A 21,557-nucleotide genomic window follows, 5' to 3' on the forward strand; every position below is an offset into this window, starting at 1 on the left:
CGTGTCACTTTCGCTTTGGCAGCATTGTCTTGCCCGATTGCAGGATGAGTTACCTGCCACTGAATTTAGTATGTGGATACGTCCCTTGCAGGCAGAACTAAGCGATGATACGCTGGCGCTGTATGCTCCTAATCGTTTTGTTTTAGATTGGGTGAGAGAAAAATACATTAATAATATCAACGCATTATTAGTGGATTTTTGTGGCTCTGAAGTCCCTTCTTTGCGTTTTGAAGTCGGTAATAAACCTGCATCAACACGTACTACAGAAAGTATTCCTAAAGCGGTTGTACATCCAACAGTGAATACGGCTCCAACGCATAGTCAGCCTATTCGCCCAAGTTGGGATAATCAACCCGCTTCTCAATTGCCTGAACTTAATTATCGTTCTAACGTTAACCCTAAACATAAATTTGATAACTTCGTTGAAGGTAAATCAAACCAGTTAGCAAGAGCTGCGGCAAGACAAGTTGCTGATAACCCTGGTGGTGCTTATAACCCACTCTTTTTATATGGTGGAACAGGGCTTGGTAAAACGCACTTATTGCATGCGGTGGGTAACAGCATTATGGAACGTAAAGCGAATGCAAAAGTCGTTTATATGCATTCTGAACGTTTCGTACAAGATATGGTAAAAGCGTTACAAAATAACGCGATAGAAGACTTTAAACGCTATTACCGTTCTGTGGACGCACTATTAATTGATGATATTCAATTTTTTGCCAATAAAGAGCGTTCACAAGAAGAATTTTTTCATACCTTTAACGCATTGTTAGAGGGTAATCAGCAAATCATTTTAACGTCAGACCGTTATCCTAAAGAGATAAATGGTGTTGAAGACAGATTAAAATCACGCTTTGGTTGGGGATTAACGGTTGCTATTGAGCCACCTGAACTTGAAACCCGAGTGGCGATTTTGATGAAAAAAGCGGATGAAAATCAAATTCAGTTACCTGACGAAGTGGCCTTTTTTATTGCCAAAAGACTTCGTTCTAACGTCCGTGAGCTTGAAGGTGCATTAAACCGAGTGATTGCTAACGCAAACTTTACAGGTCGTGCCATTACTATCGACTTTGTACGTGAAGCATTACGTGATCTACTCGCCTTGCAGGAAAAATTAGTCACTATTGATAATATTCAAAAAACGGTTGCTGAATATTATAAAATTAAAGTCGCTGATTTACTGTCAAAGCGGAGATCTCGATCGGTTGCCCGTCCGAGGCAAATGGCAATGGCGCTGGCGAAGGAATTAACAAACCACAGCTTGCCTGAAATCGGGGATGCCTTTGGGGGTCGTGATCATACAACTGTACTTCATGCGTGCCGAAAAATAGAGCAATTGCGTGAAGAAAGTCATGACATCAAAGAAGATTTTTCTAACTTAATCAGAACATTATCATCCTAGCGCTATGAAATTTATCATTGAACGTGAACAGCTTCTTAAGCCGCTACAACAAGTAAGTGGCCCTTTAGGTGGTCGTCCAACATTACCTATTTTAGGTAACCTATTGCTTAAGGTTACTGAAAACACCTTATCGCTAACAGGGACTGACCTTGAAATGGAGATGGTGGCAAGAGTTAATCTTAGCCAATCTCATGAAATGGGTGCTACAACTGTTCCTGCGCGTAAGTTTTTTGATATTTGGCGTGGGCTACCAGAAGGTGCTGAAATCAGTGTTGAGCTCGACGGTGATCGTCTTTTAGTACGTTCAGGTCGTAGTCGTTTCTCTTTATCAACATTACCTGCATCTGATTTTCCTAATTTAGATGACTGGCAAAGTGAGGTTGAATTTACTTTGCCTCAAGCAACATTAAAACGTCTGATTGAGTCCACTCAATTTTCAATGGCGCATCAAGATGTACGCTATTACCTCAACGGTATGTTGTTTGAAACTGAAAATACAGAGTTACGCACAGTTGCAACAGATGGACACCGTTTAGCGGTATGTTCAATGGATATTGGACAATCTTTACCGGGGCATTCTGTTATTGTTCCTCGTAAAGGTGTCATTGAATTGATGCGTTTACTTGATGGTGGTGGTGAAAGCTCACTGCAACTACAAATCGGTAGCAACAATATACGTGCCCATGTAGGTGATTTTATTTTCACCTCGAAGTTGGTTGATGGTCGTTTCCCTGACTATCGTCGTGTATTACCGAAAAACCCAACGAAAACAGTAACAGCGGGTTGTGATATTCTTAAACAGGCATTTTCTCGTGCTGCAATTTTATCTAATGAAAAATTCCGTGGTGTGCGTATAAACCTTACCAATGGTCAATTGAAGATTACAGCGAATAACCCTGAGCAAGAAGAAGCAGAAGAGATTGTTGATGTTCAATATCAAGGTGAAGAAATGGAAATTGGCTTTAATGTCAGTTATCTCCTTGATGTACTTAATACATTGAAATGTGAGGAAGTTAAGCTTCTGCTAACAGATGCTGTTTCAAGTGTTCAAGTGGAGAATGTGGCAAGTTCTGCGGCTGCTTATGTTGTTATGCCAATGCGTTTATAATAGTCACTAACATGATTTTATCCCGTTTATTGATCCGTCATTTTAGAAATATTGAACAGGCGGATCTGCCATTAGCGGATGGCTTTAATTTCCTTGTTGGACCTAACGGGAGTGGTAAAACAAGTATACTTGAAGCGATTTACACTTTAGGTCATGGACGCGCATTTCGTAGCTCTCAAGCTAATCGCGTGATCCAGCATGATGAAAATGAATTTATTCTTCATGGGCGTTTAAGTGGACTCAATGAAGAGAGCCGTGGCTATGCGATTGGATTAAGTAAAGATCGCGAAGGCAATAGCACAGTTCGTATTGATGGCAGCGATGGTCATAAAATTGCAGAGTTAGCAAAATTGTTACCCATGCAATTAATAACACCTGAAGGCTTTACACTACTGAATGGTGGGCCTAAATATCGTCGCGCTTTTATTGATTGGGGTTGTTTTCATAATGAACCTCGATTTTTTGCTGCATGGTCAGATTTAAAACGTGTATTAAAACAACGTAATGCAGCACTAAGGCAAGCAACGTCTTATCGACAACTGATGCCTTGGGATAAAGAACTTATCTCATTAACAGAACAGATAAGTGAATGGCGAGCTCAATATACCGAAGATATCGCTAAAGATATTGAAGAAACGTGTCGTCTGTTTTTGCCTGAGTTTTCGTTGAAAGTGAGCTTTCAACGAGGATGGGATAAAGAAACAGATTATGGTGAGTTGCTAGCACGTCAATTTGAACGTGATAAAATGCTAGCGTATACCTCACTTGGTGCTCATAAAGCGGATTTACGCATTAGAGCAAACGGCACGCCAGTAGAAGATATGTTGTCACGAGGCCAGCTCAAGTTATTGATGTGTGCTTTGAGGCTGGCACAAGGTGAATATTTCACTCGTAAGAATGGGCAAAGATGCCTGTATCTGCTCGATGATTTTGCTTCCGAATTAGATGCAAGTCGGCGTCAGTTGTTAGCCGAGCGTCTAAAGTCTACGCAAGCTCAAGTGTTTGTCAGTGCGATAACACAAGGGCAAGTGAAAGATATGCTAGATGTAAATAGCAGGCTATTTAGCGTAGAACGTGGCAAAATAGAGGTTAAACCATAGGAATAAAGCGAGAAACGTTGATGTCGAATACATATGACTCCTCAAGTATCAAAGTATTAAAAGGGCTGGATGCGGTGCGTAAGCGCCCGGGGATGTATATCGGGGATACAGATGATGGAACCGGTCTGCATCACATGGTCTTCGAGGTGGTCGACAACGCAATCGACGAAGCCCTCGCGGGTTTCTGTGATGAGATAATTGTCACTATCCATTCAGATAACTCCGTCTCTGTTCGAGATGATGGTCGTGGAATTCCAACCGGCATTCACCCAGAAGAGGGTGTCTCAGCGGCAGAGGTTATTATGACCGTTCTGCATGCGGGGGGTAAATTCGATGATAACTCCTATAAAGTCTCTGGTGGACTTCATGGTGTAGGGGTTTCTGTTGTTAATGCGTTGTCTGAAAAACTTGAACTGACAATCCATCGTGATGGAAATATCCATCAGCAAATTTATCGTCATGGTGTGCCTGATGATCGCTTAAAAGTCATTGGCGATACTGAAAAATCAGGGACATTTGTACGCTTCTGGCCAAGTCTTGAAACCTTTAAAGGCGAGACTGAATTCCAGTATGAGATCCTAGCAAAACGTCTTCGTGAGTTGTCTTTCTTAAACTCAGGCGTTTCTATCCGTTTAATTGATAAACGTGATAACCGTGAAGATCATTTCCACTATGAAGGCGGTATTAAAGCATTCGTTGAATACTTAAGCCGTAATAAAACGCCAATTCACCAAAATGTATTCTACTTCTCAACAGAGAAAGACAATATCGGTGTAGAAGTTGCGATGCTGTGGAATGATGGTTTCCAAGAGAATGTTTACTGCTTTACCAACAATATTCCACAACGTGATGGTGGTACACACTTAGTTGGTTTCCGTACTGCAATGACACGTACGTTAAACAACTATATGGATAAAGAAGGTTTTAATAAGAAATCGAAAATCAGTGCAACGGGTGATGATGCTCGTGAAGGTCTGATTGCGGTTATCTCTGTTAAAGTGCCTGATCCTAAATTCTCATCACAAACAAAAGATAAACTGGTTTCTTCAGAAGTGAAAACAGCGGTAGAAACGCTGATGAATGAGAAGCTGGTGGAATATCTGTTAGAAAATCCAAACGACGCGAAAATTGTTGTCGGTAAAATCATTGATGCCGCTCGTGCTCGTGAAGCTGCGCGTAAAGCTCGTGAGATGACACGTCGTAAAGGCGCATTAGATTTAGGTGGTTTACCGGGTAAATTAGCAGACTGTTCTGAACGTGATCCTGCTTTCTCTGAACTGTACTTAGTGGAAGGGGACTCTGCGGGCGGCTCGGCAAAACAAGGGCGTAACCGTAAAACACAGGCTATTCTTCCGTTAAAAGGTAAAATCCTAAACGTTGAAAAAGCGCGCTTTGATAAAATGTTGGCTTCTCAAGAAGTTGCAACGTTAATCACTGCATTAGGTTGTGGTATCGGTCGTGATGAATATAACCCAGATAAACTGCGTTATCACAGCATTATCATCATGACGGATGCGGACGTCGATGGTTCTCACATTCGCACTTTGCTACTGACATTCTTCTATCGTCAAATGCCAGAAATTATCGAACGTGGTCATATCTTTATTGCTCAGCCACCACTTTACAAAGTGAAGAAAGGTAAACAAGAGCAATACATCAAAGATGACGACGCAATGGACGAATATCTGATGTCGATCGCGCTTGATGGTGCAGCACTTTATGTGAGTGAACACGCACCAGCAATGCACGGTGAGCAACTTGAAAAACTGGTTGTTGATTACCATGCAGCGCACAAGATTATTCGTCGTATGGAGCGTATCTATCCTCTTAGTATGTTAAACAGCTTGGTGTATCACTCAACGCTTACAGAAGATGCGTTATCTGATAAAACTAAAGTTGAAGAGTGGATGAGTGGCTTGGTTAACCGCTTAAATGAAGCGGAAGATCAAGGCAGTACTTATAGCTACACTATCGCTCAAAACGATGAAAATCGTCTATTTGAACCTGTGTTACGTATTCGTACCTATGGTGTAGATACAGACTACAAACTGGATTATGACTTTATCCACAGTAGCGAATATCAACGTATTACTCATTTAGGTGACATTATCGGTAACCTGATTGAAGATGGTGCGTTTATTGAGCGTGGAGAGCGTCGTCAGCCAATTTCAAGCTTTGAAGAAGCACTTGAGTGGTTAACAAAAGAATCACGTCGTGGTCTTGCTGTACAGCGTTATAAAGGTCTTGGTGAAATGAACCCAGAGCAATTATGGGAAACCACCATGAATCCAGATACACGCCGTATGATGCAAGTGACCGTGAAAGATGCGATTGCAACTGATGAATTATTTACCACCTTAATGGGTGATGCGGTTGAACCTCGTCGTGCCTTTATCGAAGAGAATGCACTGAAAGCGGCAAATATTGATATCTAGTTTTAGATTAAGTTAGATAAAAAAAGCGGAGCCATGAAAATGGTTCCGCTTTTTTGTTGGCGTAAATAATTACGCTTATCCGCGTTGTCCGACCAAACGACACAGCATCTCTGTTACTAAATAGCTCTTTTCAAATGAGCTAACAGGTAAAAACTCAAAACGAGAGTGGAAATTCAATGCACCAGTGAAATAGTTTGGTGTTAGTAATCCTCTTGCTGAAAGTGCAGAGCCATCTGTACCTCCTCGCATTGGGATCACATTAGGTTGAATATCTAATCGTTTTAATGCCTCAAAAATAAGTTCGATAGCGGTGCGATCTTCCCCAATCGAATCACTGATATTGCTATACACATCGACAATCTCATAATCGATTTGCGCACGAGGGTGACGAGCTTGGATCAATGCAACAGATTGCTTAATAAACTGTTTACGGGCTTCATAACTTTGCTTGTCAAAATCACGAATAGCCATTTTAATCACTGCATTATCAGGGTTGGCGATTAAATCTGTGACATAGAAATAACCTTCGCGGTGTTCAGTGTGCTCTGGTGTATCAAAGCGGTCAAAACAGCCAATAAAATCATGAGCAACACGAATTGGGTTTAATAATACGTTTTTCGCTGACATTGGGTGTGCAGTAATACCTTTTACAGACACTTTAATTGATGCCGCATTAAAGGTTTCATACACCACTTCGCCTAATGCACAGCAATCAATGGTGTAAGCAAAATCAACGTTGAAGCGAGATAAATCCATCAGTTTAGAGCCGCGTAATCCAATCTCTTCATCTGGTACAAACGCAACATAGATATCGCCACAATCAAAATCAGCATGTTGAAGTTTATCCATTAACTCCATAACTACGGTGATTGCCGCTTTATTATCAGCACCTAATACACTTGTACCATCACTGAAAATAATCTCTTCACCAATATAAGGTTCTGCTTCAGGGTGTTCTTGAGCTTTAAACCAAACATCTTTCTCTTTATTTAAGCAGAGATCTTTCCCTTCATAACGCAGTGTTTGAGGGTGAATATCAGGTGAAATGCCCACATCAACAGTATCAAGGTGAGCAACAAACCCAACTTTAGGCGCATTGGGTTTAGTACCCGGTCTCATTGCATATAAAATGGCATGAGAATCGATATAGATATCTTTGAGTCCATAAGTTTCTAGCTCTTTAGCCAGTAATTTTGCTAACTCAAGTTGCCCTTGTGTGCTGGGCACAACAGAAGCAGATGCATTACTTTGGCTTTCAATTGCCAGATAACGGAAGAAACGCTGTTCTAACTTTTGACCTAGGGTGTTCATTATAATGTTGTTCCTAATACAGTTGTTTTTATAAGTGTGAGTTATGATGCCGGTTGCCATGTATATCCACTGTCAAAGCCAAGTGGAATATCGAGTCCCCAGAAGACAAACAGTGTTGTCGTTAATACAATAAGCAAGCCAATAGTGAAAGGGATCATCATTGAGCACAGTGTACCGATACCAGCCCCTTTATAGTATTTTTGGCAATACATCAAAATCAGTGGGTAGAATGGGAACATCGGTGTACTCACATTCATTGCGGAATCACTGACACGGAACGCAGCTTGCGTTAATTCAGGTGAAATTCCGACAGCCATTAACATTGGCACTAATACCGGAGCAATAACAGCCCATTTTGATGTTGCTGAGGTGATCATAATATTTAAAATCGCAGTCAGCAAAATCACACCTAATACCGTCATACCTGAAGGCATATTAAGCGTACGCAGTAACTCTGCACCCGATAATGCTAATAGAGTCCCTAAATTCGAGTGTTGGAAAGAGTAAAGAAACTGAGCCGCAAAAAAGGCAAAAACGATAAATGGGATCAGCGATTTAGTGATATTTTCCATCGCTTTGACGATATCTTTTGTTGAAGCAAAAGACTTGGTCATATAGCCATAGATTAAGCCGGGTACAGAGAAGAAGATAAACAGTAAAGGCACCACAATTTGCATAATTGGCGCTTTAGGGCTGGTTAAACTGCCTTCTGGTGAACGTAATGGTGAGGTTTCTGGTAATAACAGGGTAAATAAACCAATTCCCATCAATACAACCGCCCAACCTGCAAAACGGAATGCACGTTTTTCTGTTGGTGTGATTTCACCTAACTCTGCATCCTTGGTATCAATCCCTGAAGAGACAGGGCAGTTTTTGTTTAACCAAGGTTCAACAATTTTTTCAGTGATATACCAACAAGTTAAAATAACGCCAAATGTTCCGCCTACGCTAAAAAAGTAGTTACATAAAACGTTAACGCTATATCCCGGAGCCATAATTTGCGCCGCTTCTTGAGTAAAGCTTTGCATTATTGGATCAATAATTGATGGTGTATAACTTGCAGTAAATCCACCCGCTAAACCTGCAAATGAGGCAGCGATACCAGCTAAAGGGTGACGACCACTGGCATAGAACATCATCGCAGAGACGGGCATAAGAATAACGTAAGCAGAGTCAGAAGCTAAGTGCGCAACAATACCAACAAATACAACGGTTGGTGTTAGCATTTTAGGCGAAATAAACGAAAGCATCTTTTTTAACGCTGTTTTAATAAAACCGCTGCTTTCTGCAATACCAATCCCTAAAGTTGCAACAATCGTTATTCCAAGTGGAGGAAAACTAATGAAATTTTTTACTGCACTTGTCACAAATAATATGATTTCTTCATATTGAAACATATTAATAACGGCGATTTTTTCTTTAGTCACTGGATGGAAATAATCAAAATGTACAAAAGAGAGGAGAAATGAAAATATCCAGCAGATCACTAAAGCGTAAACGAACAGCATCGTAACATCAGGCATGATATTACCAATACGTTCAACTCGGTTTAAAAAACCTTTTTTATTGGGTTGTGTTTGTGTTGTCATATTTATAATGCATCTTTTTATAAAAGTAATAAAAATCACCATAAATAAATGACAATACAAAGTAAATTTATTTTTAAATAATAGGTAGTTACCGCAGTTTCTATAAAATGAAGAGAAAAGGAATAATATATTAGAAATTGTTATATTTAGATTTTTGTCATCATTACTTTTCAGTTGTTAAAAAATACTTTATTTATTTTTGCACTCTATTTTGAATAAAAATAGGTGGATTATGCTGAATAATCTGCCTGAATTCTTTAGAGTTATTTTTGAAACTATTGTAGGAAACGTATTTTATAAAGCACCCTAAAATTAAAAATAAATAAAATATGAAAAATTAAAAAATAGTTTTATGAAGAAAGAAGGTGGGGGAAATAAGAAATGAAGCTAATAGCTATTGAGAATAAGAATATCAACCATTTCTATTTTCTAAAAATGGCTGATATTCTAAAAAATTAATATTAACGTAGAATATTTAGCATACGGCGTAAAGGCTCTGCGGCACCCCATAACAGTTGGTCACCCACTGTAAAGGCTGAAATAAATTCAGGGCCCATATTCAGTTTGCGAATACGGCCTACTGGTGTACTCAATGTACCGGTAACTGCGGCGGGTGTTAATTCACGTATAGTTAATTCACGATCATTAGGAATGACTTTTACCCAATCGTTATGGCTTGCAAGTAATTGTTCAATTTCCGCAACAGGTAAGTCTTTTTTCAGTTTTAAAGTGAATGCTTGGCTATGGCAACGCAATGCACCAATACGAACGCAAAGACCGTCTACAGGAATGATATTTGAACCTGTATTTAGGATTTTGTTGGTTTCTGCTTGCCCTTTCCATTCTTCACGGCTTTGACCGTTTTCTAATTGTTTATCAATCCAAGGGATCAAGCTACCTGCTAGAGGAACACCAAATTGCTCAGTTGGCATCGCACCACTGCGTGTAAAGTTAGTGACTTTACGCTCAATATCCAAGATTGCAGATGCTGGGTTTTCTAGCTCTTTAACCACTTGATTATGCAAAGAGCCCATCTGTGACAGTAACTCTCTCATGTGGCGAGCGCCAGCCCCAGAAGCCGCTTGATAAGTGGATACGCTTGCCCATTCCACTAAATTGTTAGCAAACAGGCCACCTAATGACATCAGCATTAAACTGACGGTACAGTTACCGCCGACAAAGGCTTTAATGCCTTTATTTAAGCTGTCTTGAATATGCTGTCCATTAACAGGATCGAGAATAATCACGGCATCATCATTCATACGCAGTGCTGATGCTGCATCAATCCAGTAACCTTGCCAACCTGCTTGGCGCAGTTTTGGATAGATTTCATTGGTGTAGTCACCACCTTGGCAACTAATAATAATATCGAGTGATGCTAAGGTATCAATATCATAAGCATCTTGCAGAGTGCTACGGTGATTACCATAAGCAGGTGCTGCTTCACCTAATTGAGATGTGGTGAAGAAAACAGGGTTTATCCCATCAAAATCACGTTCTTCAACCATTCTTTGCATTAAAACGGAGCCGACCATACCACGCCAGCCCACAAAACCAACATTTTTCATTGTAATTACCCTGTCTTTATCTGTAGGAATAGTGAGAGACCTCACACTAACCTGACAAAATATAGAGATGGGTGCAAGTTAATTTATTGATTATTTACCAAAGAATTAGAAGTGTTTCTTATAGTCTTCGTAGAGTTAACAAAAGAAAGCCGCAGAACGAACAAATATCAATGAGTTGTTAAAAAAGAAAATGAACCAACCATAAAAGTGTAAGAATAATCTGCTATATCTTATTTTCTTTTTTTTGATAAATAAAAATATATTCTTGTTTAAGAAAATAGAGTAAAAATAGAAAAATGTAAAATAGTGTAATATATAAGAAAAACGTATTTACTTAGAGATGACTCCAAGCTTTATACTGAAAGTCATTATTCAATAGATGATGTATTTTCATAAATAAAAAATAATGATGAATGTTCTTCATTTAATCTAATTTTTATTTTACCTTAATTAAAAGGCACTAGGAGGCGAAGATGGATATATCCACATTCATTCCATTATCTACATACTACTCATATTTAAAACGGTTTGTGATCTCACCAACCACAATGGGTACTATTGCGCCTTCATCTCGTTGGTTATGTTATGAAATGTTAGATAAACTCAATTGGCAACAGGATCTTCAGGTTGCTGAGTTAGGTGCTGGTACGGGTGTTATTACTCAACAGATTTTAAAAAGAATGTCGTTGAATTCATCATTAGATGTTTTTGAAATAGAACCCAGTTTTGCGACAGAATTAGATAAAATTAACGATAAGCGCTTAAGGGTTTATACCGCATCAGCAGAAAAATTAAATAGTCATTATAATATGATTATTTCAGGGCTACCTTTTTTATCTATTCCTAAAAAAACAGGTTTAAGAGTTTTAAAACGAGTACATAAAGAGTTATTAAAAACACAAGGTTGTTTTGTATTATTTCAATATACAACTCGATATGAAAAAACGTTATCTCGTTATTTTCATTTAGAAAAAAAATTGGTAATGCTAAATGTTCCCCCCGCTTGGGTTTATTATTGCACGCCAAAAAATAAAATAGGGTAAATGCAAAGCTTGCTCGACGTTTATATTGTAAATAACAAAGATGTTATTTATTTAGATAATGTTTGAGCAAGCAAAATAATACTCTTTTCAATTTCAATAGGATCATGAGCCGCATACCCTAATAATACGCCTTGTTTTGGGTAAGTTTGGATGCAGTAACGAGATAAAGGCTGTATAGCTAATCCAATCTCTCGTGATTTTTTCACAATATATTCTTCTGTATAGCCAGCCTTTAGCCAGCAGACAATATGGATGCCCGAGTCTGTCGGTTCAACACTGAAAACATGAGATAGATGTGTTTTTATGGCATTAGTTAACACTTGATAGCGTTCATAACAGGCTTTTCGTATTCGCCTAACATGGCGTGCATAATGCCCTTGAGAAATAAACAGCGCCAATGTAGCTTGCTCTAAAAAGCCAGAATGTGAATCGGTATAGTATTTAGCAGCTTTAAATGCATCAACTAAAGGTAAAGGAACCACTAAAAAACCTAAACGAAATCCGGGATACATCATTTTTGAGAATGTGCCGGCATAAATAACGCGCTGGTATTTATCTAATCCTTGTAGTGATTGAATGGGTTTAGAGTGATAGCGAAATTCACTATTGTAGTCATCTTCGAAGATCCACACATTATTGGATGATGCCCACTCTAACAACGCAATACGGCGTGAAAGTGAGAGCGTATTACCTAAAGGGAATTGATGAGAAGGTGTGGTAAAAACAAGTTTTGCTTCAGGGCACTGCTCTATTCCTTGATAAATATCCATTCCGTCAATATCTGAATTTATTGGATGTGATTTTATACCATAAGATGTGAAGATCCCCCGAGCACTGTCATAGCCAGGATCATCTAACCAAACAGCATCACCTTCTTTTAATAATACTCTGGTGGTGAGATTAATTGCTTGCTGTGTTCCATTCACAATAATGATTTGCTCAGGTTGGCAAAAAAGCCCACGAGTTGATTGCATGTATTGGCATATCATTTCTTTTAAAGGCGTGTAACCTGTTGGCGAATTAAATGTTGCTAGTGCTTTTTTCGATTGTCGCCAAACTCGCCCTAATAATCTTCCCCAAAGCTCATGTGGAAAAAGATCAACACATCCAATACCGACATGAAATATCGGGTTACTATTGATATTGGGTTGCGACTGTTGCCAAAAAGCTTGTGCTTTTTGCATATTGGGGTTTAGTGTTTCTAATGGGCTTTCGATTGCTGGTAATGAAATAGAGTGAGTTGTTTTGATCCAATTATCCGAAATAATGGCATCAGGGATTGTACTTGCAACAAAAGTACCTGCACCGCGTCGAGTAAATAAATAGCCTTCATCAATTAAACGTTCAAATCCTGCGATAACAGAATTGCGGGAAATCGACATCATTTCAGCTAAGGTACGGCTTGATGGTAAACGACTACCTGACGATAAACGCCCATCTAAAATCGCCTTTCTAATCGCGTGATAAACCTGAGAACCAATGGGCCCTTCTTCTAAAACAAGATTAGGAAAATATGCTGTTTTTTTCTGTTTCATAAAGTGGACCCTATAAAAACACAAAAAGTGTACCTTATTGAGAACCAAAATTAAACGTACCATGACCACGATTAAAGGCAGGTGATACCTTTTTATAGCATTTATGAAAGTAGAAGGAAGTGAAGAGATGAGCACAACACCAATAACTGTTTCAATTCAGTTTGTTGAACAAGAGCATTATGCTCAATGGTTGCCACATTGGTTAAGTTATCAAGCATTTTATAAAGTTGAGTTATCAGAAGAGACAACATTAAAAACATGGGCACGTTTTTTTGATGAAAAAGAACCTGTTTATTGTGCAGTAGCGATGGAGGGTGAAAAGGTATTGGGTTTTGTTCATTATCTTTTTCATCGTTCAACATCGGCTGAAAGTGATTTTTGTTATTTAGAAGATTTATTTGTTTCACCAGATACGCGTGGTCGCCATGTAGGTAAGCAACTTATTGAGTTTGTTAATCAACAAGCCAAAGAGCGTGATTGTGCTCGTCTATATTGGCATACACAGGAAACTAATTTACGTGGTCAGCGCTTATATAATTGGGTAGCAGAAAAACCGGGTGTGATTGAATACCGTATGGCGCTATAAAAGAATATTAGGTAGGACAGACAGGGTATAAAAGAGATGGCGATATTTACCATCTCTTTTCTGAGTTAGGGTTATTTATTTGATTTTGGGTTAATTAAACTCTTGTTGGCAATAAAACTCATTGCCAACTTTTTTTGCTTCTTCACAAGCCTGTTTCATTAATTCATCTGCTTTTTGCTTGTTAGGCTCAATAATATGATATTGGCCAGAGAACATAAAAGAAGCCATTGCTTGAGCGAATCCTTCAAAAGTCATTTCATTAGCTTTTGCAAACCACATATTCGCTTTTTCAGTATCTACAGGCACATTGTCAACCCCACTATAAAGAACACCTAACCAAATCGGAGCGTAAACAAATTCAGGTTGATGAGTCGCTGCAACTTCTTCTAATAATACAATCGCTTTTTTGTGATCTGTTTCTCCAGATAATGGCGCAATGAGAGCTGTTGCTAAACTTATTTTTCCTCTTATGCTTCCTTTATTTACTGCGAGAGTAGCTAATTTTTTTGCTTCGATATAATTATTTTTAAAATAAGGATCAGCATTAAATAAGTAAATATCAGCAAGTAAGGCATAGGCATCGGCATAGTCGTTTTTTATTGCCTCATTTGCCCACAGTTGTGCATTAAGAAGGTTTTTTTCTACACCTGTTCCCATCGAATACATTTCAGCTAACTGATATTGAGCTTGTGCATTATGGTTTAGTGCTTCTTTGCGAGTATCTTCAAATTTTCTTTTGTCTTGCTCTTCAAAATTAGCATGCAAAGAAAAGGAGAAAAAAAGTGTAATTAGGCTGATAAAGGTCGAAATATATTTAATAAATGTCATGTAGGGTACCGTTTGTAATGATTTTGAAAATCTTACCAATAATAATGGTATAAAAGCAGTTTATTTCTTCGGCTTAATCAAATAAATAACAATATTGGGAGCGCGATAATGGCGATTGATCTTAGCAATCTTGTCACAGAAAGTAGAAATCATAACAGTGAAAATATAGACACACTTTCAACCTTCGATATGCTAAAAGTTATTAATAATGAAGATAAAAAAGTGCCATTAGCCGTCGAAAAAACGTTACCTGAGATTGTTCAATTAGTTGATAAAGTTGCGACCGCTTTTTCTCAAGGTGGTCGTCTTATTTATTGTGGCGCTGGTACATCGGGGCGATTAGGGATTTTAGATGCCAGTGAATGTCCTCCAACTTATGGTACACCTCATGAAATGGTGATTGGATTAATTGCTGGTGGACACAAGGCTATTTTACAAGCTGTCGAGAATGCAGAAGACAATATTCAATTAGGTGAACAAGATTTACGCCAGCTTAATTTTAACGAGAAAGATGTTTTAGTAGGTATTGCTGCAAGTGGTAGAACACCGTATGTGATAGGTGCTTTGCAGTATGCAAAATCATTAGGTGCAACAACAGGGGCGATAAGTTGCAATCCAGAAAGCCCGATTGCCAAACTTGCTGATATTGCCATTACACCGATTGTGGGTGCTGAAGTGGTAACAGGATCATCGCGTATGAAAGCTGGCACAGCACAAAAACTTATATTAAATATGATAACAACCGGCGCGATGATAAAAATCGGCAAAGTTTTTGGTAATTTAATGGTGGATGTTGAAGCAACCAATGCCAAATTGGTTGAACGCCAAATTCGTATTGTAATGCAAGCAACTGAGTGTGAAAGAGCTATCGCTGAAGAAGCATTATCACAATGCCATCGTCACTGTAAAACGGCAATTCTAATGATCTTAGCAAATGTAGATGCACCGCAAGCCACACAGATGCTTAATCAAAACAAAGGATTTATTAGAAAGGCATTAGGTGAGTGATTAAATAATTTTAGTTTTTATCACTTAGTTTTCTTAGGTATTGTGCTAACTGTTGGCTATTTTTAGTTCCTGTGGCTGCTTCAACAGTTAAATTCTCCAACACATCGTTAATATCTATTATTTTTATACCATTGCGATAAAGAAAAGTCATAGTGACAAAAAAGGCAGTTCGCTTATTACCATCATTAAAAATATGGCCTCGAGAAATGGCAATCCAATAGGTTGCAGCTAGTTCATAAATATCTGTTATGCCTTCATAATGAGTACGATTTTGTACTCTGTAAATAAGTGCTTCGGCTCTTCCTGGTTCAGGCATTCCTGCAACACCAGGAAGTTGCTTTAAGATCCTATCATGAAAAGCAATAACTTCTTTTGCACTTACCCAATTCATCGGTTTGTTAATGCCTTAATTGTGTGTCCATGGCGTTGCATAATAAGATCAAATTCAGCATCTAGCTTCGCGTTTTGGTAGGCTTCAAATTCAGCTTTGCTGATAACGATGGCAGAACTACCATCTCTACGTGTTATTTCAACGGGTTCACCATGAATGGCAGTATCTAGAACTTCAGAAATATTTGCTCGAGCTTGAGTAGAGGTATAAGTGTGCATAACATTTTCTCACATTATTTAATGTACATTTAAAGTGTACGTCTTGGCTGTACAAATTTCAATCTAAAAAATAAAATGAGAAGTTTTCTATAATAAAAAAGCCAGCAAATACAAGGTATCTACTGGCTTAATGACGGGTTGTAAACCGCTAAGAAATCTTACTCAATGTTTTGGATCTGCTCGCGCATTTGTTCAATTAAAACTTTTAATTCAATGGCTGAATTAGTGATTTCAGTATTAATTGATTTTGATGCTAATGTATTGGATTCACGGTTAAATTCTTGCATCATAAAATCAAGACGACGACCTACCGCCTCTTTTTTCACAAGAATTTTGCGTGTTTCTTTAACGTGGGCTTCTAATCTATCAAGCTCTTCAGCAACATCTAAACGTTGCGCTAACATCACTAACTCTTGTTCTAAACGATTATTATCAATTTGGACTTGAGCTTCTTCTAATTTGCTCGTTAAACGTTCACGTTGCCATTGTAAAACTTCTGGCATCTGTGCTCTCACCTTAACAACTTCTTCGCAAACAGCATCTAAACGCTGTTCAATAAGTACTTTCAGTGATTGTCCTTCAGCTTCACGGCTGGCAATAAAGGCATCAATAGCTAAATCTAATTCAGCTAAAAGCTCAGTACCAATGGCATCTAAATCTTGTTCTTGTGCGGAAATAACACCCGGCCAACGTAAAATATCAAATGGGCTGATAGTCCCTTCATGGCTGTGACTTTTTACCCAGTTGGCAGAAACAATCAGTTGTTTTGCTAAATTTTCATCAAGATTAAGTTCACCTTGAAAGCGAGCATTAAGATCAAAACGTAAGTTACATTCAATTTTACCGCGCGTTAAGCGATTACGTAGACGTTCACGAATAACAGGCTCTAAACTACGTAATTGCTCAGGTAAACGAATATAAGTTTCAAGGTAGCGTTGGTTTACGGAACGTAGTTCCCATGCAGCGCTACCCCAGTCTTTTTTGATGTCTCGGCGAGCAAAAGCGGTCATGCTACGGATCATAATAGGGTCTCAATAGTGTAAAAGATGATACGATTATAACCCTAGGCATCGATACAGGATAGGCATAAGCCATTTTAGGTCGTATAATGCGCCCCCAATATGTCAGAGAAAGCGGAGATAACACCATGCGTCCAGCAGACAGACAAGCAGACCAAGTACGTCCTATTACCATCACTCGTCATTATACAAAACACGCTGAGGGTTCTGTATTAGTCGAATTTGGTGATACTAAAGTCTTGTGTAACGCCACTGTAGAAGAGGGTGTACCACGTTTTCTTAAAGGACAAGGGCAAGGTTGGGTAACCGCAGAATACGGTATGCTTCCTCGCGCAACAAATAGTCGTAATGCACGTGAAGCGGCTCGCGGTAAACAAACCGGCCGTACTATGGAAATTCAACGCTTAATTGCACGTTCATTACGTGCCGCTGTTGATTTAAAAGCATTAGGTGAATTTACTATCACTGTTGATTGTGACGTTATTCAAGCTGATGGTGGTACACGTACTGCCTCTATCTCTGGTGCTTGCGTCGCATTAGTTGATGCTTTAAATAAAATGGTTGAAGAAGGTAAACTGAAAAAGAGCCCTCTTAAATCAATGGTCGCTGCGGTATCTGTGGGGATTGTTGATGGTGAACCATTATGCGATCTTGAATATGTTGAAGATTCTGCCGCAGAAACGGATATGAATGTGGTGATGATTGATGATGGTCGTATGATTGAAGTTCAAGGTACGGCAGAAGGCGCACCATTTAGTCACGAAGAATTACTTGCTTTACTCGCCCTTGCAAAGGGGGGGTTAGAGAAAATATTTGAAGCGCAAAAAGAGGCGCTTAAGCAATAAATTATATTTTTAAGGCGACTGAGAAGTCGCCTTTTTTATGCCTAAAATTTGTCATCAAGTAACATAGAGAGGAGAAAGAAATGAAAGCCTACCAACGCCGCTTTATCGAACTAGCATTAGCAAAAAATGTTCTGAAATTTGGTGAGTTCACACTGAAATCAGGAAGGGTGAGTCCTTACTTTTTTAATGCCGGTTTATTTAATACAGGGCGTGATTTGGCTTTACTGGGGCAGTTCTATGCGCAAACATTATTAGATAATAATGTGTCTTGTGATGTGTTGTTTGGACCCGCTTATAAGGGGATACCTATTGCAACCACAACGGCAGTCGCATTGGTTGAACATCATGATATCGATATTCCTTACTGTTTTAATCGCAAAGAGGCTAAAGATCATGGTGAAGGAGGAACATTAGTAGGAAGCCCATTAAAAGGTAATGTTGTGATTGTCGATGATGTCATTACAGCCGGTACCGCAATTCGTGAATCAATGGAAATCATAAAACAGCATGATGCAACGCTTTCTGCCGTGTTATTAAGTTTGGATAGACAAGAGAAAGGGCGAGAAGAACTTTCTGCAATACAAGAGTTAAAACGTGACTATCAATGCCAAGTGTATTCGATTATTACCTTGGATGATTTAATTAGTTACCTAAGTGAGAATGAAACACTGTCTGAGCATTTACCTGCGGTTAAAGCTTATCGTGAGCGCTATGGCGTGAATTAATAAAGTGAATACGCGATAAACGAGTTGGTCGATTAGAGATAAAAAAAAGCCCTCGCCCAATTATGGGCGGGGTGAGTAGTACAATGAATCTTCTGCGACAATTATCACAGATATTGAAATATAAAAAGGACTTTTACAGCAGGGGCAAAGCGAGTCGCTAATGCCACAATGTAGGAACTGCACGAATGCCATTCCTGATAAATACATTTAGGTAACTGTGTACCAGAGGACGCATGTTAACACAAATAAGAAAAAAACGGCATATCTGTAAATTTCAAATTGTTGAGTTAAATCACGAGTCCATCATTTCATTGTAACTGCGCCAAAATTAATGGCCAGCGCGCTTCAAATTCTTGAGTAGGTTGATAGCGAAATTCTGTGCGTACAAAGCGCGCTAACATACCTTCACAAAAAGCGAGTAGTTGTGAAGCAAGTAATGCTTCATCATGCAAGAATGCACTACCTTCACGAATTTTACGCTCTTTAATGACTTGTCGTAGTTGAACCTCAATACGCTCGTAAAGCTGATTTATTCGCCCTTGCAATCTGTCTTGTTCAAACATTAATGCATGACCAGTCAAAATACGAGATAGCCCCGGGTTTTTCTCAGCAAAACCGAGGATCAAGATAAGAATTAAGCGAATTCTTGCAACAGCCTCTTTTTCGTCTTTTAAAATCAAATTAATACGGGAGACTAGGCTATCTTCGATAAATTCAATTAGGCTATCAAACATTTTTGTTTTACTTGGAAAATGTCGATAGAGCGCAGCTTCAGATACACCAACCGTGGCGGCAAGCTTTGCCGTTGTGATACGCTGACTGCCATCACTTGATTCCAACATTTGGGCAAGTGACTGTAAGATTTCATCCCGTCTATTTCTTTTCTTTTTGGTTTCTTTTTCTTCTGCCATGACTGATAAGGCCCCTGCTAAAAGCAAAACAAATCAGTAAACCTTTGCACTAAGGTTTTTAGTGCAAAGGGAGTGATATCGTCATTGATATAATTAATGCAAGACGTCGTTATTATTGGCGGCCGGAGTGACCAAAGCCACCGCTACCGCGTTCCGTTGCGGTAAAATCTTCAACAATATTAAATTCAGCTTGAACTACGGGTACGATAATCATTTGAGCAATACGCTCACCCGGTTCGATGGTAAACGCTGTTTGACCACGATTCCAAACCGATACCATCAGTTGACCTTGGTAGTCAGAATCAATTAGTCCAACTAAATTACCCAATACAACACCGTGTTTATGACCTAAACCTGAACGAGGAAGTACCATTGCTGCTAATCCTTCATCGGCAATATGTACAGCAAGACCTGTAGGTAATAATTCGGTTTGCCCTGGTTCAAGAACTAATGGTGTATCAAGGCAAGCACGTAAATCTAAACCAGCAGAGCCTGTCGTGGCATAAGCAGGAAGTGGATATTCTTGACCAATACGTGCATCAAGGATTTTAACATCAATTTTTTTCATCATAATGTTTGGCTATCTCGTCAAGTAGGCGATGGCTAAGTTGTGCTTTACTACTGTGTGGTAAGCGCGTTTCTCCATTAGCCCAAATAAGGTGTAATGCATTGTTGTCACTGTTAAAGCCTTGATTTTCTATTGAAACATCATTGGCACAGATTAAATCGAGCTGCTTTTGTTCTCGTTTTTTGCGGGCATATTCTTCCACATTCTGGGTTTCGGCTGCAAATCCAACAACAAAAGGACGGTGTTCAACCATTTTTCCGACACTCGCGACAATGTCGGGGTTTTTTACCATAGTGATGGTGACTTCATCACCTTGTTTTTTTATTTTTTCAGCCGCGATAAGTTTAGCGCGGTAATCAGCAACAGCCGCACAACCAATAAAAATATTTTGCGAAGGGGCGATTAACATCACTTGTTCATACATTTCTTGTGCGCTTTCAACGTCAATACGTTTAACACAAGCGGGTGTCGGTAATGTGACAGGCCCAGCGATAAGTGTAACATCAGCTCCGCGTAATGCGGCTGCTTGTGCAATCGCAAACCCCATTTTTCCTGAGCTATGATTACTGATAAAACGCACTGGATCTAAGGCTTCACGAGTCGGACCTGCGGTTATCGTGATTTTTTTACCTGCAAAATCTTGTGGCTGTAAAGCAAGTTGTTTTTCAGCTAATGCGACAAGTGCTAAAGGATCTAACATTCGTCCCGGTCCTACATCACCACAAGCTTGACTACCAGAGTCAGGTCCCCAAATTAAACAGCCACGTTGCTCTAAAGCTGATAAATTTTCTTGTGTAATCGTGGCTCTGTACATTTGCTGATTCATTGCTGGCGCAATAGCGATAGGTGCGTTACTCGCTAAACAGAGTGTGGTAAGTAAATCATTTGCCATACCCACTCGTAAACGTGCAATAAGATCGGCAGTAGCAGGTGCAAGTAGAATTAAATCAGCCCATTTACCTAATTCAATATGCCCCATAGCGGCTTCTGCTGCTGGATCAAGTAAATCATCCGCAACAGGAAAACCAGAAACAGCTTGTAGTGACAACGGTGTCACAAATGCATGAGCTGCGGGTGTCATTACAACTCGCACAATTGCACCTTTCTCACGTAAGCGGCGTACAAGTTCAGGTGCTTTATAGGCCGCAATACCACCACTGATACCAAGAATAATCTTTTTGTCGTGAAGTGTAGTCATGATGAAATGCCTAAGTACATAAATAATTGCCCGTAATTTTACCACAAGGTCATCGTGAATTCGGAATTCTATGTAACTTCATGTTTTATAGATTAAATTTTTGCGATTCATCTCGCATAAATTTGATATGTGTCTTTTTTATACAAGATTAGCAGTTTATAGTAAATTA

General features: G+C 39.1%; 20 protein-coding genes. 9 read left to right on the top strand and 11 right to left on the bottom strand.

What is annotated here, in order from left to right; genetic code table 11:
• Position 1 precedes the first annotated feature (1 nt).
• From dnaA to gyrB, 4 genes are read left to right on the top strand one after another with little or no spacing between them, the layout of a single operon-like run.
• The gene (dnaA, locus tag AB4J89_RS17985; RefSeq protein ID WP_098941507.1) at positions 2–1,402 is read left to right on the top strand and encodes a chromosomal replication initiator protein DnaA; all 1,401 of its coding nucleotides are present in this window, start codon (positions 2–4) and stop codon (positions 1,400–1,402) included.
• A gap of 4 nt (positions 1,403–1,406) precedes the next feature.
• Complete coding sequence (gene dnaN, locus AB4J89_RS17990; RefSeq protein ID WP_088494143.1) at positions 1,407–2,510, top strand: DNA polymerase III subunit beta; 1,104 nt, start codon at positions 1,407–1,409, stop codon at positions 2,508–2,510.
• A gap of 11 nt (positions 2,511–2,521) precedes the next feature.
• Positions 2,522–3,610 carry a DNA replication/repair protein RecF gene (gene recF / locus AB4J89_RS17995; protein WP_088494142.1) on the top strand — a complete coding sequence of 363 codons (1,089 nt, stop codon included), beginning with the start codon at positions 2,522–2,524 and terminating at the stop codon, positions 3,608–3,610.
• 20 nt (positions 3,611–3,630) lie between these two features.
• Positions 3,631–6,045: a DNA topoisomerase (ATP-hydrolyzing) subunit B gene (gene gyrB / locus AB4J89_RS18000; RefSeq protein ID WP_088494141.1), complete on the top strand. Its 2,415-nt coding sequence runs from the start codon at positions 3,631–3,633 to the stop codon at positions 6,043–6,045.
• Positions 6,046–6,120: 75 nt separating this feature from the next.
• Here the strand turns inward: gyrB and pepT are convergent, their stop codons facing one another.
• The 3 genes from pepT to asd form a co-directional block, all read right to left on the bottom strand.
• Entirely contained in the window at positions 6,121–7,359 is a 1,239-nt protein-coding gene (gene pepT, locus AB4J89_RS18005) for a peptidase T (protein ID WP_193775183.1), read from the bottom strand.
• Between the two features lie 38 nt (positions 7,360–7,397).
• Positions 7,398–8,945 carry an AbgT family transporter gene (locus AB4J89_RS18010; protein ID WP_088494139.1) on the bottom strand — a complete coding sequence of 516 codons (1,548 nt, stop codon included), beginning with the start codon at positions 8,943–8,945 and terminating at the stop codon, positions 7,398–7,400.
• A gap of 461 nt (positions 8,946–9,406) precedes the next feature.
• Positions 9,407–10,513, bottom strand: a complete 1,107-nt coding sequence (gene asd, locus AB4J89_RS18015; RefSeq protein WP_088494138.1) for an aspartate-semialdehyde dehydrogenase — start codon at positions 10,511–10,513, stop codon at positions 9,407–9,409.
• 473 nt (positions 10,514–10,986) lie between these two features.
• Between asd and AB4J89_RS18020 the strand changes: the two genes are divergently transcribed.
• Complete coding sequence (locus AB4J89_RS18020; RefSeq protein WP_088494137.1) at positions 10,987–11,556, top strand: class I SAM-dependent methyltransferase; 570 nt, start codon at positions 10,987–10,989, stop codon at positions 11,554–11,556.
• A gap of 47 nt (positions 11,557–11,603) precedes the next feature.
• Here AB4J89_RS18020 and AB4J89_RS18025 read toward each other — a convergent pair whose 3' ends face one another.
• Positions 11,604–13,091, bottom strand: a complete 1,488-nt coding sequence (locus AB4J89_RS18025) for a PLP-dependent aminotransferase family protein (RefSeq protein WP_102949434.1) — start codon at positions 13,089–13,091, stop codon at positions 11,604–11,606.
• Positions 13,092–13,218: 127 nt separating this feature from the next.
• Between AB4J89_RS18025 and AB4J89_RS18030 the strand changes: the two genes are divergently transcribed.
• Positions 13,219–13,677, top strand: a complete 459-nt coding sequence (locus tag AB4J89_RS18030; RefSeq protein ID WP_368470189.1) for an N-acetyltransferase family protein — start codon at positions 13,219–13,221, stop codon at positions 13,675–13,677.
• 90 nt (positions 13,678–13,767) lie between these two features.
• Here AB4J89_RS18030 and AB4J89_RS18035 read toward each other — a convergent pair whose 3' ends face one another.
• Positions 13,768–14,505, bottom strand: a complete 738-nt coding sequence (locus AB4J89_RS18035; protein WP_088494136.1) for a tetratricopeptide repeat protein — start codon at positions 14,503–14,505, stop codon at positions 13,768–13,770.
• Positions 14,506–14,613: 108 nt separating this feature from the next.
• Here AB4J89_RS18035 and murQ point away from each other — a divergent pair, with 108 nt between their 5' ends.
• Positions 14,614–15,513 (top strand): N-acetylmuramic acid 6-phosphate etherase, encoded by a 900-nt coding sequence (murQ, locus tag AB4J89_RS18040; RefSeq protein ID WP_088494135.1) that lies wholly within the window; start codon positions 14,614–14,616, stop codon positions 15,511–15,513.
• Positions 15,514–15,523: 10 nt separating this feature from the next.
• Here murQ and AB4J89_RS18045 read toward each other — a convergent pair whose 3' ends face one another.
• The 3 genes from AB4J89_RS18045 to AB4J89_RS18055 all read right to left on the bottom strand — a co-directional run bounded on the left by AB4J89_RS18045 (position 15,524) and on the right by AB4J89_RS18055 (position 17,144).
• The gene (locus tag AB4J89_RS18045) at positions 15,524–15,904 is read right to left on the bottom strand and encodes a type II toxin-antitoxin system death-on-curing family toxin (protein WP_088494134.1); all 381 of its coding nucleotides are present in this window, start codon (positions 15,902–15,904) and stop codon (positions 15,524–15,526) included.
• Positions 15,901–16,122 carry a type II toxin-antitoxin system Phd/YefM family antitoxin gene (locus AB4J89_RS18050; RefSeq protein ID WP_088494133.1) on the bottom strand — a complete coding sequence of 74 codons (222 nt, stop codon included), beginning with the start codon at positions 16,120–16,122 and terminating at the stop codon, positions 15,901–15,903. Before AB4J89_RS18050 ends, AB4J89_RS18045 begins: the two co-directional genes overlap by 4 nt.
• A gap of 158 nt (positions 16,123–16,280) precedes the next feature.
• Positions 16,281–17,144: a YicC/YloC family endoribonuclease gene (locus tag AB4J89_RS18055; protein ID WP_088494132.1), complete on the bottom strand. Its 864-nt coding sequence runs from the start codon at positions 17,142–17,144 to the stop codon at positions 16,281–16,283.
• A gap of 125 nt (positions 17,145–17,269) precedes the next feature.
• On the opposite strand from AB4J89_RS18055, the gene rph reads away from it, so the two are divergent.
• Entirely contained in the window at positions 17,270–17,986 is a 717-nt protein-coding gene (gene rph / locus AB4J89_RS18060) for a ribonuclease PH (protein ID WP_069366895.1), read from the top strand.
• An 80-nt stretch (positions 17,987–18,066) separates the two neighbouring features.
• Positions 18,067–18,711, top strand: coding sequence for an orotate phosphoribosyltransferase (gene pyrE, locus AB4J89_RS18065; RefSeq protein ID WP_088494131.1), 645 nt, complete (start codon positions 18,067–18,069; stop codon positions 18,709–18,711).
• Positions 18,712–19,019: 308 nt separating this feature from the next.
• On the opposite strand, the gene slmA is transcribed toward pyrE, so the two are convergent.
• From slmA to coaBC, 3 genes are all read right to left on the bottom strand, one after another.
• On the bottom strand, positions 19,020–19,622 hold the full coding sequence (slmA, locus tag AB4J89_RS18070; RefSeq protein ID WP_075673256.1) for a nucleoid occlusion factor SlmA: 603 nt from the start codon (positions 19,620–19,622) through the stop codon (positions 19,020–19,022).
• A 112-nt stretch (positions 19,623–19,734) separates the two neighbouring features.
• Complete coding sequence (gene dut / locus AB4J89_RS18075) at positions 19,735–20,193, bottom strand: dUTP diphosphatase (RefSeq protein ID WP_088494130.1); 459 nt, start codon at positions 20,191–20,193, stop codon at positions 19,735–19,737.
• Positions 20,177–21,388: a bifunctional phosphopantothenoylcysteine decarboxylase/phosphopantothenate--cysteine ligase CoaBC gene (gene coaBC / locus AB4J89_RS18080; protein ID WP_088494129.1), complete on the bottom strand. Its 1,212-nt coding sequence runs from the start codon at positions 21,386–21,388 to the stop codon at positions 20,177–20,179. The genes dut and coaBC overlap by 17 nt, the downstream gene beginning before the upstream one ends.
• Positions 21,389–21,557 lie beyond the last annotated feature (169 nt).

The sequence above is a fragment of the Proteus sp. STS61-E genome, from assembly GCF_040932335.1.
GTDB lineage: Bacteria > Pseudomonadota > Gammaproteobacteria > Enterobacterales > Enterobacteriaceae > Proteus > Proteus mirabilis_B.